The organism is Nostoc sp. UIC 10607, assembly GCF_047228265.1.
In the GTDB taxonomy this organism is placed as follows: Bacteria; Cyanobacteriota; Cyanobacteriia; order Cyanobacteriales; family Nostocaceae; genus Nostoc; species Nostoc foliaceum_A.
On sequence record NZ_JBIQNW010000113.1, the window covers coordinates 1 to 11997 of the forward strand.

An 11997-nucleotide genomic window follows, 5' to 3' on the forward strand; every position below is an offset into this window, starting at 1 on the left:
TGTACAAGCACTACTGGCTGATTCTCAGTCTCGCCCGTCTTTGCTTCCTAAATATTAGGCCTGAATCCTTACGTTTTTGGTTTAATTCTTCCACAGTGTTAGTAGGCAAAATGACTATAAATTTAGGTGACGAAACACATATTTTGGATCTTCCAAAAACTAGGAATTTAAGCAAAACTCAGGGTAATAGGACGGCATTATAATAAATACAAAGTGCCGCCCCTAGTTGTACCGCTTTACCAAGCTTGATCAAAAGCTTCAACTAAGGGAACAGGCATCATCAAAGAAAAACTTTCAGCTTTTCAGCGAGAACTGAAACATGAGGTGGTTCATTCATGGTGATGTGATTACCATGAACTTGGTGAATTTCTATCCCTTCAAACGCCAAATCTATCCAAGCTCGTTCTGGGTGATGAGGAATAGTATCATCCCGTTCGCGAGCGCGGAAGAAAACAATTCGACCTGGATAAACTTTAGGGATATAGCTAAGCATGGAGCGAACGTTAACTTTAAAGATATGGAGCAAATGGCGAAACTGTTTTAGGTCAGACTCCGAAAACCGTTGATGAGCGTTTCTTATTTTTAAGAACTTCCTCATCTGTTCCTCTGGCTCGAGTTGATAAATACCATCCAAGGAAACTGAACCATCTCCCAGCATCTTGATAAAATAAGCAAGGATTTGGGCATCTGTTTCTACCTTATGCCCATCTGGTAATTGACCAGGTCCGGGTGTATCGAGCATAGCTAGTAATGCTACAACTTCCTCTTGCTGGTGTAGTTGTTGAGCAATCTCGAACCCAACCATCCCTCCAAAAGAAGCACCACCTATGTAATAAGGACCTGTTGGCTGAATCAAACGCATTGCTTCAATATATTGAGTTGCCATTGCTTCAATCTCAGTCAATGGTTCGGCTTTTCCATCTATCCCTTGGGCTTGCAATCCATAAACAGGTTGCTCAGTTCCTAAATCTTGAGCCAAATAGCGATAGAAATAAACGTGACCACCTACTGGATGTATCAAAAATAGAGGGGGCTTTAGGCTATTTCCCTTTTGAATTTCAACCAGACAGGAAGGAAGATCTGGCTTTTGAGATGGACTAACTTTAAGAGTTCCAGAAGTGGGAGGAGTTGCTTCAATTAACTCAGCTAGTTCAGCAATAGTCGGTTGACTTAATAAACTATTGGGCGATAGTTCAATTAGCAAAGCATCTCGTAACTTGGAAATTAGCTGAAGTGCTAGTAAAGAGTCTCCTCCCAACTCAAAAAAGTTGTCGTATATTCCCACTTGTCGGAGTTTGAAAAATTGTTGCCATATTTCAGCAATTTTTTGTTCAGTCTGATTGCGAGGAGGTACATAACTTTTGGGAACTTGGGGACTGAAGTATTCTTCGGTCGTCGATGGTGTTATTTCAGACTTGGGCAAAGCCAATACCTTCTCAACAGGCTTGGCGGTTAATCCTGAAAGCTTGGATGGTGGAGCGATCCAGTAACGTTGCCGTTCAAAGGGATAGGTAGGTAAGGGAACGCGGTGAGGTTGCTGGGGGCGATAAAATTCCGACCAATTTATTTCTACACCTGCCAGCCAAAGCCGACCCAAAGTAGTGAGCAAAACTTTTACATCTGATTGGTGTTCTTGAGGATGGCGCGTTGAAGTTAGGACAATCTGTTCTGTAGACTTGTGTGAATGCTGTTTGGCTAATGTGCTTAACGATCGCCCTGGTCCTATTTCTAGCAGAATTTGTTCGGGTTTTTGGAAAAGTTGTTGCAACCCTTCAGCAAAGCGTACCGTACTGCGTAAATGTTTTGCCCAGTAATCGGGGTCAGTGGCTTGTTCGGCTGTAATCCCAGTGCCGGTGACATTGGAAATGTAGGGAAATTGTGGCGGCTGAAGGTTAACCTTTTTCATCCCTTGCGTAAAGGGCTTTAAGATAGGTTCCATCATCTGGGAGTGAAACGCATGGGATGTCTGCAAGCGACGATACCTGATACTTTTGAAAGTCAACTGGCTTTGTAAGGTATCTATAGCTTCGATCGATCCCGAAACCACGCAATTAGACAGCCCGTTAATTAAAGCCACTTCTAGAGGCGCTTCCAAGAGGAGTTGCAAGTCGGGTTCTGGAAGTGGAACGGCAAGCATTGCGCCTGGGGGCATTTGCTGCATCAATTTTCCCCGCATCGCTACGAGAGCTAATGCGTCTTCGAGGGAGAAAACACCAGCCAGACAGGCGGCTACATATTCACCAATGCTATGCCCGATCGCACAAGTAGGATACACTCCCCACTCCATCCATAGGGTTGCTAGGGCGTACTCAATGACAAATAGAGCGGGCTGTGCAATTGCCGTTTGTTTCAGTTGCTCGGTTGCGGCTTCGATATCCGCTTCCCTGGGGTAGAGGACATCGCGCAAGTCCAACTGTAAGTGAGGTTTGAGCAATTCGCAACACAGATTGACGTGTTGGCGAAATGTGGATTCAACCTCATAGAGTTCCCTCGTCATATGCACATACTGGGAACCCTGTCCGGAAAACATGAAGGCGACAGGACGAGTTTTGGATTCGTAAACGTTGGTAAACACTCGTTGGCTGTCGAGAGTAGTTAGAGATGCGATCGCATCTTGAATATCTTGACAAACAACAACCCGCCGATGATTAAACGCCTTACGCCCCTTACTGAGGGTATAAGCGACATCAGCCAAGTTAAGTTCAAGATGTTGCTTTAAGTATTCCGCTAAATTAGCAGTGGCTTTATCGAGTGCCGTACTGGTTCTTGCAGATAAGACCAACAACTGGCACTTTCTCCCCGGTGCATCTGCTTTCTCCCCGGCCTCTACTGGCGATTCTTCCAAAACTACATGGACATTGGTACCGCCAATACCAAAAGAACTAACTCCAGCACGACGGGGAATTTCATTTGTTTCCCATGCCATTAGCTTGGTATTAACATAGAAAGGACTGTTAGCGAAATCAATCTGAGGATTGGGTTGCTCAAAGTGCAAGCTGGGAGGTAGCAATTTGTGTTTCAGCGCTAGGGCAGCTTTAATCAAGCCTGTTACGCCGGCAGCAGTATCCAAATGTCCGACATTGGTTTTCACCGAACCAATCGCGCAAAAACCCTTTTTCTGAGTCTGGCTGCGGAAAGCCGTTGTCAGCGCCGCAATTTCAATGGGATCGCCGAGTGGGGTGCCAGTGCCGTGCGACTCGATATAACTGATAGCTTCGGGTTCAACTCCTGCTGTCGCAAGTGCGGCGGCGATAACCTCTGCTTGCCCTTCCACGCTGGGGGCAGTATAGCCAACTTTTAAGGAACCATCGTTATTGATAGCAGAGCCTTTGATAACGGCATAAATGTGATCGCCTGAGGCAATGGCATTGTTTAATCGTTTCAAAACCACAACGCCCGCACCATTCCCGCGAACAGTTCCCTGCGCCTTCGCATCAAAAGCGCGGCAATGACCGTCGGGAGACAAAATCATTCCTTGTTGATACAGATAGCCAGCCTCTTGCGGGAGTTTGAGAGAAACGCCGCCAGCTAAAGCCATGTCGCATTCGCCGTTGAGCAAACTAGAGCAGGCTACATGCACTGCAACTAATGAAGTTGAACAGGCCGTTTGTACGTTGATAGCAGGACCTTTGAGGTTGAGTTTGTAAGCTACCCGCGTGGACAGAAAATCTTTCTCATTACTAATCGTTATTTGGTAAGAGGAGGCTGGGTCAGCCCACTCGATATGGGGGGCTAGATTCTTAAGCAGATAATTATTCATCCCTGCTCCGGCATAGACTCCAATTTTCCCCGAGTATGTAGCCGTGTCATATCCCGCATCTTCAATAGCTTCCCACGCGCACTCTAACAACAGGCGGTGTTGGGGGTCTGTCACTTCGGCTTCTCTGGGACTAAATCCAAAGAAGGAAGCGTCAAACATCTCTGAATCTGGCACAAAGCCGCTTGCTTTGACGTAATTAGGCTGCCCCAGCATAGCCTGGTTCACTCCCAAAGAGAGCAGTTCATCGTTAGAGAAGAAGGAAATCGACTCGACACCATTTTGCAGATTTTGCCAAAATTCATCGATGTTTTTAGCGCCAGGAAAACGACCCGCCAGGCCGATAATCGCTATAGTTGTCTCATCTGTTCTTTTACGGAGCAGATTTATCTGGGTGCGTGAAGGGCTGGAGGCTAAATCAATTTTTTGACCTGACTCCTGGCTGAATAATTTAGCTAAAGATTGGATGGTTGGATATTGGAACAGGTCAACGATGGATAGCTTTTGTTCCAATATTTTTGATAATTTGTTGTGAACCTGAACTAGCAGTAAAGAATGACCGCCCAGATCGAAGAAATTATCGTGAATGCCTACTGTATCTAATTGAAGTATCTCTTGCCAAACCGTGGCAAGAATTTTTTCGAGTTCGGTTTTGGGCTTGCTATCGGCGGCGAGCGGGTCTTTGGGCAGCGGTTGGGGAACGGGTAGGGCACGATGATCGACTTTGCCGTTCGGCGTGAGTGGAAAAGCTTTCATTAACACGAAAGCGGATGGCACCATGTAGTTGGGCAGCTTCTTCTGAAGGTAATCCCGGAAGTTTTGATTCGCTGTCCGCTGCAAAGATTGCCACAATCCTTGGCTTTCCAGAAGATAATCTATCCCTTGATCGATTAGAGCTTGTTCTGTAGGGTCAAGATGTAAGGCAATCCCAGCTTGTTGCTCTTGGCACCACTTCACCGTTCCTTGTAGATAAATGGCTTCCGAAGCTCCAGGTAAAAGCAGGCGCAGACAAATAGGCTTGCCTGGGCTAAATGCGGGAGGGACTCCCCCTAGCTTAACGCCGGTCTGGGAGATATCCTGAGTCCGAAGTAGGAATTTATCGTTGTCAATTTCTACCACGCACTCGCTCTCGTAAAGAAGGCGTTCGGGCATAAGCTTGGAGATAATATACCCTACCAAACGCTTGTCGCCCGGTCGGTCTTCTTGTGCTATTACTAAGCATTGCTCAACATCGGGGTGTTCCTTTAAAACAACCTGGATTTCGTCTAATTCAATGCGGAACCCGCGAATCTTTACTTGGCGATCGGTACGATCAAGATACTCAATGTTCCCGTCTGCAAGGTAGCGGGCTAAGTCTCCGGTTTTGTAGATCCGTTCTCCCTGTTTGCTATTAAAAGGATTGCTAATAAACCTTTCGGAAGTTAAATCGGGTCTGTTCGCATAACCTCGCGCTAAACCCACACCGCCTATATATAACTCTCCAGACACGCCAATAGGTACAGGTTGCAAGTGGGCATCCAGCACGTAAACTTGGGTGTTAGCAATTGGACGACCAATAGTTATGGGTTGGCTGCCATTAGTTAATTCAGCAGCGGTGGCACAAACCGTTGTTTCTGTTGGCCCGTAGGCGTTAAAGAAGCGACGACCTGATGCCCAGCTAGTCACTAGATCGATAGAGCAAGCTTCCCCGGCCACAAGAATTGTCCGTAGCGAAGGCAAATCTTCTAAAGGTAATAATTTCAGGACTGCTGGAGGAAGGAGAATAATTGTGATACCGGCATCCTGCAATAGTTGAATCAGCCCCTCTCCTGGAAGTAAAGATTCTTTTTTTGCCAAAACTAATGTCGCCCCTGCTACCAGCGTCTTTACAATCGCCCATATGGAGCCATCGAAGCCAAAGGAAAAGAATTGCAGCACCCGACTATCTGGCTGTATGTCAAGTTCTATCTGCAAGGCTTTAGCAGCTTGGTTACACAACCCTTGGTGTTGGATTAACACGCCTTTTGGTTGCCCTGTCGAGCCGGAAGTATAGATAACGTAAGCTAGATTGTGAGGATGTACGCTAGTAGTTAGATTTCGGTGGCTTGGTCGGGAAATTTCTTCCCAATCTGTATCCAAGCAAACTGTAAGCCCCTGATAATTGGAACATTGGTCAACTAATTTTTTCTGAGTTACTAGCACTGATACTTGCGAGTCTGACACTATATAAGCCAGACGTTCTTGGGGATAATCTGGGTCTAATGGTACATAAGCCCCACCAGCTTTGAAAATTCCCAGAATCCCTACGATCATCTCAATAGAAGGCTCGACGCATATGCCCACCAAGACTTCCGGACCTACTCCTAAAGTTTGCAGGTACTGTGCTAATTGATTGGCACGACAATTTAACTCCCTGTAGGTAAGCTGCTGTTCTTCAAATACAACTGCTACACCATCAGGAGTTCGCTCTACTTGGGCTTCAAATATCTGATGGATACACTTGTCTTGGGGATAGTCTATCTGGGTGTTATTCCACTCCACCAGTAGCTGATGCCGTTCCGACTCAGTAAGTAGTGGCAATTTAGAAACGGGATATTCGGGGTTGGCGACAATTCCTGCTAGTAAAGTTTGTAAATGCCCTATCATTCGGTGAACGGTTGCTGCTTCAAACAGATCGCTACTGTATTCCCACTCCCCGGATATTCCTGTCTCAGTCTCCTTGAGTGACAGGGTTAAATCGAATTTAGCTGTGTTATTTTTGGGTTTTAGAGCAGTTAAAGTGAGATTTGGGAATTCCAGCTTCTCTGGCGGGGTGTTTTGTAGGACAAACATTACCTGGAAGATAGGAGTGTAGCTAGCAGATCGTTCAGGCTGCAATACCTCTACTAACCGTTCAAACGGAAAATCCTGATGAGCGTGAGCATCCAGGATAATCTGCCGTACCTGAGCAAGCAAATCCGCGAAAGTGGGATTTTCTTGCCCCTGAATTCGCAGTGCTAGGGTGTTTACAAAGAAGCCAATCAGCGGCTCTATTTCGCTGCGGTGGCGGTTAGCAATGGGAGAGCCAATAACAATATCTGACTGCCCACTGTAGCGGTTTAATAAAGTGAAAAAAGCCGCCAGGAGTGTCATAAATAGAGTCACCCCTGATTTTTGGCTAAAAGTCTTTAGCTTTTGCGTTAGCTGGGCACTCAAGTTAAAGGACTCCGTAGCCCCTCGAAAAGTCTGTATGCTAGGGCGCGATCGATCTATTGGTAATTCTAATAAGGGCGGTGCCCCTGCTAGCTGTTGTTTCCAGTAAATCAGTTGAGTTTCTAGCAATTCTCCAGTGAACCACTGTCGCTGCCAGCAGGCAAAGTCAGCGTACTGGATGGGGAGTTCTGGTAAAGGCGAAGCTTCGCCTTGAAAGAATGCCTGATATAAGATACCCAACTCCCTGAAAAATACTACCCACGACCAGCCATCGCCAATAATATGATGCATCGTTATTAGCAGTACGTGGGATTGTTCTGCTAGTTGAAGCCGAGTAACGCGCAGTAGGGGACCGTTAACTAGATCGAAAGGTTGCTGGGCTTCGTACTTAGCCAACCGCTGCACCTCCGCTGCCTGTTCTACTTCTAGTAAATGCTGCAAGTCCACCATTGGAACAGTTACAGCCAAACTAGCCGCGATGACTTGTATGGGAGTGCCATCGACGCTGCGGAAGGTGGTACGCAGAATTTCATGACGACGCACGATTTCTGTCAAACTTTTCTCTAGAGCGGCTACGTTGAGATACCCTAACAAATGTAGTAGTCTATGCATACTGTAAGTAGCACTTCTCTCTACAAATTGCTCAAAAAACCACATTCGCTGCTGGGGGAAGGAAAGTAGCAATTCTGTGGAGCGGGATGCTGGTTCGATAGTGGTTACTGATAATCCAGGTTCAGCTTGGTGAAGAGCTTCTATCCGAGAGCTTAAATCAGCAATTGTAGGTGATTCAAAAAATAAATTTAGGGTCAACAGCACACCCAAAGCTTTCTCTGTAAGAACAATGATTTGGGTTGCGTTTAAAGAATCTCCTCCTGCTTCAAAAAAATTGTGTTTTCTGCCGATTTTTACCCCTAAAACTTGACTCCATATAGCTGACAATACTTCTTCAGTAGGAGTGCATGGTGGGATATATTTGGTGCTGAATAGATCGGAGTCAGGATACATACTAATATCTATAGTGCTTAAAACATTGTTGTAACCTAGAACCTACGCATTGACAAGCAAAACAAAAAGTGCAGAAGGAGAATACAGAAAAAAAACAGCGATCGCTAGTTACCAGAGGCGTTAAAAACAGATAATTTACTTGGCTGTGTTTAGGGTTCGGACAATCAGAGCAATTACTAAACCATCAACTTTTTTGTACGTTCAACAGCATCAAGCCAAATATAAAAGTCTACTGCGTTGTTATTAAGCGCACTTGGTTAAAAAAAAACGGTCAATTATTCGACCTTGTACTAATGCTTGATAGTCGTTCCCAAATCCTAGTATTTAAGTAACGTACTGCTATATAAAACCTAGACAAAGCTAGACTTTACTTCTTACTTCAATTCATATTTGATTTGGAGGGAATTATATTGTCTACCACTTCCCTGGCTACTTCTATAATCTCTTCTGCGATAGCCAGCTTATCTTTTAATTCTTTAATCTCAAGCTGCAACTTAATTAATTCCTCCCCGCCTGCTGTAGGATGTACAAATTTAGAATGTACGCCTGTCTTACGATCGCTAATTAATTTATGGTACTGGGAATCGCTAAGAGATAATTCATCTACCGCCTGCTGCAATTTCTCAAAGTCTAAATCTTTGGTCTTGCCCAAGTAATAAGTTCGCTGTACCCCATTGACTTTGCAGTAGGCATACCAATAATCTTTAGTGCGGTTTCTTACTGTAATATCTGAGCGCGGGTAATTATAGCTGACTTTTCCCGTTAAGCCTTGAAAGACTTGCTGGTAAAGAGTTTAAGAAACAGCACAGCAAATACGGTACAGTAATTGAAATCGGGTGCTAAAGGTAACAAGCAATGCTGGACTGGTGGGAGAAAAATTTTGCGACCTTAGAATTGGGCGATCGCCGATTAAATGAGCGTGCAATGTCGGTAGGCTATGCTTTAAGTCTTGGATAAGGCATTGCACTGTCGGAAGTTTTCAACAGTGGAACCGTACTCAAGAGAGCTTACGAGTTTTTGCTAACCCAAAAGTACAATTTTCCAGGGTGATTGAGCCGCACTGTCAAATGACGGCGGAAACTGTTGCAGAACACGATGTAGTGCTGTGCGTTGGAGATACGAGTTTTCTTGATTATGGCAGTATTAAAGCTAAAACAGAAGGTTACGGCCCAATTGGTAAGGCAGGTAACGCTCTAAATATTACACAGTGCCTTAGCCATAGAGCCTGAGAATGGTCAATCAATGGGTTTGTTGTGGCAAAAACTCTGGATCGGGAGCAAAAGCCGAAGCCACCAAAAGATGAAACCCCAACACAGAAGAAACAACGGCAAGCGCAAGCTCGTAAAGAAGCCCGAAACCGTCCGTTTGAACAAAAAGAATCTTACAAATGGGTGGAAGCTATCAGCACTGTCGAAAGCCTTGTGAGCCATCACACACGAGTAATTCATGTGTTTGACCGCGAAGGCGATATCACAGAAGTTTTTCATAAAATTCGTCAACTTCAGCACACAGGAGTTCTTGTTCGTGCGGCTCATAACCGCAGTTTAGATTCTAATAGTGAACGTCTTTGGTCGAAGTTAGAAGCACAACCCATTAGTTTTGAACAACAAATCGAATTACCACCGACTCAAAAGCGTCCTGCTCGCCAAACCAAACTGGCTATCAGATTTTATCAGGTTAATCTCCGTACACCCTGTCGTTTTGATAACCGTGACCCTCTACCCGACCACGGTGACGCCATCTACGCTGTTTATGCCACTGAGATTGATTGCCCAGACAGTGAATCACCTGTGGAATGGATGTTGCTAACAACGGAAGTTATTGCAGATATCCAGATGGCTTCTACGATTTTACGCTGGTACACGTAACGGAAAGCGTGTTGAAGAATACCATAAAATTTTCAAGTCAGGATGTCAGGTAGAAAAATACAGACTTGCTGCTGATGGCATGAAGACCTTAATTGGATTCTTGAGTGTGATTGCCGTAGAACTTTTGCAATTAACTTATCTACACCGTACTCAGCCCTTAGCTCCCGCAATTGAAATTCTCAATCCTCTTGAACTCAAGATTTTAAAAGCTAAGTCTCCCAAACTACCCAAGGTGTTAACAGTTAGTTGGGCTGTTGAAGCGGTTGCTCGCCTTGGTGGCTACCTAGAACATCGAAGCAAAACACCCATTGGTATCCAGGTACTGTGGCGAGGTTGGTTAAAATTACACGACCTCTGTGAGGGCTGGCGGCTTGCAAAAGAGACTTAACGGGAAAAGTCAGTTTATCGATTGTAATAGATTTATCAGGATTTTTAGTAATAAATATTCTGCACGTCCCAATTCTCGCTTGAGGTTTGTTTCGTAGAATTCTGGTAATATTATCATTAAATAGAGCTTGTTGCGAATGAATGCTCTTTTTCTTTTACCACAAATTGCTACACTCTTTGTAATATAAGCATTCTAGACCATTTTGTCTCCCCTCAAGAAGTTGAAATCAACCCCTGGCTTGAAACCTCCTTGAACTAGTTTTTGAGTCATGCTTGTGGATACATCCTTTACGGCTTGTTGATAACTTTCCTTGCCTACGTATTCTTGCAAGAACCAAACAAAATTTGCTCCCCTCTACTTGCACAAGAACTTCTTTGAGGATTATTGTCTCATCCTCTAATTGTGCTAGACTTAGGATTTTTTGAATTTCTTGCAGATTTTGACAAGAAATCGCTTCTATCAACTGCTGTTTTAGGAGTTCATTTTGCGAATTCATTTATTTCAATGCTCAACGGCACTTCAGTGCGTTAACTATTGTACAGTGACTAATTAAATTACGTTGGGACAAATTCGTGTCATCAAGTTAAGCCTTACCCACAGGAAGAAGCCCCTTATAGAATAAGCTAAAATATTAATCAAAATCAGTCCAACTTTCGGCTAAGAAACGGAATTATCAATTTTTTAGTGGTCTAGAACTTCGATTCTTCCAGTAAAATTTTGTGATATTTTCTCTAAAAGCTTTGGTCTGAGTTTTCGCCAAACTATAAAACTGAAGCTATCGCGCTAGCTGATGCTATCAGATTATTAAATCAATGGGTTAAAACTACTGAAATAAGTAAAAATGCCAACACTCATCATCAAGAAAAATAAATACTCATTGAAATACTTGTTGTTTTTTTTGGGAAAAGGCAAGGTAAAAAGGCAAACCAAAACCTTTAAATCAGCCTCAGCAAACTTTTTTCAAAACCAAATTCTGAGTTCAAAATCGCATTTCCTCAGTAGTATTGATAGTCATTGTAACTAGACAAGCAGCTATTTTAAAACCTTTAATAATGTTTCAATTGCTACATTTTAGATGGGTTATCTTTATTTTTTATATTACTATCTGTCTGATGGCTGATATATCTCTTCTAATTTCTCAAGCAAGCTTATCCGTAAGATAGTTTTATTTTATATGAAAAAACGTCTATTTTAAATATAAGTTTCAACAGTATTTGTATAAATCAGAATTGAAAAATAAAGTAGCACATTGTCCTTTATTGAAGTCAAAAAATCACGAATAAAGCAAGTGGAACTAACTATGTCAGTCTGACCTTTATTTTGAAGCCTAACTCTGTCATCAAAGAATTGGATTTGTCGAACACTATCTCAAAAAAATATGCCTAATATATCAGGAAAGCACATTTCTTACTGGATTGACTCAACACCCACAGCTAATTTTCCACCACTTATCAATAATTTATCTGTGGATGTTGCAATTGTTGGTGCAGGTATTGCGGGAATCACTGCTGCAACATTACTTAAACACGCAGGTAAAACCGTTGCCGTAATTGAATCGCAACAAATATCTACTGGTGTTAGCGGTCATACTACAGCCAAAGTTACCTCACTTCACCAATTGATTTATGCCGATTTGATTAAAAATCATGGTGAAAAAAAGGCACAGATATATGCACAGTCAAACCAAGCAGCACTAAAATTCGTTGCTAAAACAGTTACTGAACAACAAATGGGAGCAATGCGGTTTTGTCAGATCCGGTAAAAAACAAGCGATGCCTTCGGCGGGCGCAGCCATCGCAAAAATCAAA

General features: G+C 43.6%; 5 protein-coding genes and 3 pseudogenes. 4 read left to right on the top strand and 4 right to left on the bottom strand.

Translation table 11 applies throughout. The annotated features are described in order from the left end of the window. Nucleotides 1–203, top strand: a 203-nt coding sequence (locus ACEYW6_RS34570) for a hypothetical protein (RefSeq protein ID WP_412983351.1), incomplete at its 5' end; no start/stop codon positions are given. Nucleotides 204–280: 77 nt separating this feature from the next. Here the strand turns inward: ACEYW6_RS34570 and ACEYW6_RS34575 are convergent. The 4 genes and pseudogenes from ACEYW6_RS34575 to ACEYW6_RS34590 all read right to left on the bottom strand — a co-directional run bounded on the left by ACEYW6_RS34575 (nucleotide 281) and on the right by ACEYW6_RS34590 (nucleotide 8585). Beyond that, nucleotides 281–1021, bottom strand: coding sequence for a thioesterase domain-containing protein (locus tag ACEYW6_RS34575; protein WP_412983355.1), 741 nt, complete (start codon nucleotides 1019–1021; stop codon nucleotides 281–283). A gap of 126 nt (nucleotides 1022–1147) precedes the next feature. Further along, nucleotides 1148–4147: pseudogene (locus tag ACEYW6_RS34580) on the bottom strand (beta-ketoacyl synthase N-terminal-like domain-containing protein); the annotation flags it as partial. A gap of 69 nt (nucleotides 4148–4216) precedes the next feature. Continuing rightward, a pseudogene (locus ACEYW6_RS34585) lies at nucleotides 4217–7933 on the bottom strand (amino acid adenylation domain-containing protein); the annotation flags it as partial. A gap of 379 nt (nucleotides 7934–8312) precedes the next feature. Further along, a complete protein-coding gene (locus ACEYW6_RS34590) occupies nucleotides 8313–8585 on the bottom strand; it encodes a hypothetical protein (protein WP_412983352.1) in 273 nt (90 codons plus the stop codon). Between the two features lie 203 nt (nucleotides 8586–8788). On the opposite strand from ACEYW6_RS34590, the gene ACEYW6_RS34595 reads away from it, so the two are divergent. From ACEYW6_RS34595 to ACEYW6_RS34605, 3 genes and pseudogenes are all read left to right on the top strand, one after another. Then, nucleotides 8789–8890: a transposase DNA-binding-containing protein gene (locus ACEYW6_RS34595; protein WP_412983353.1), complete on the top strand. Its 102-nt coding sequence runs from the start codon at nucleotides 8789–8791 to the stop codon at nucleotides 8888–8890. Nucleotides 8891–9000: 110 nt separating this feature from the next. Beyond that, a pseudogene (locus tag ACEYW6_RS34600) lies at nucleotides 9001–10189 on the top strand (IS4 family transposase). 1378 nt (nucleotides 10190–11567) lie between these two features. Then, complete coding sequence (locus ACEYW6_RS34605) at nucleotides 11568–11951, top strand: FAD-dependent oxidoreductase (RefSeq protein ID WP_412983354.1); 384 nt, start codon at nucleotides 11568–11570, stop codon at nucleotides 11949–11951. Nucleotides 11952–11997 lie beyond the last annotated feature (46 nt).

Coding starts and splice junctions, on each gene's coding strand:
- ACEYW6_RS34595 (WP_412983353.1), top strand. CDS start 8,789: ATGCTGGACTGGTGGGAGAAAAATTTTGCGACCTTAGAATTGGGCGAT.
- ACEYW6_RS34605 (WP_412983354.1), top strand. CDS start 11,568: ATGCCTAATATATCAGGAAAGCACATTTCTTACTGGATTGACTCAACA.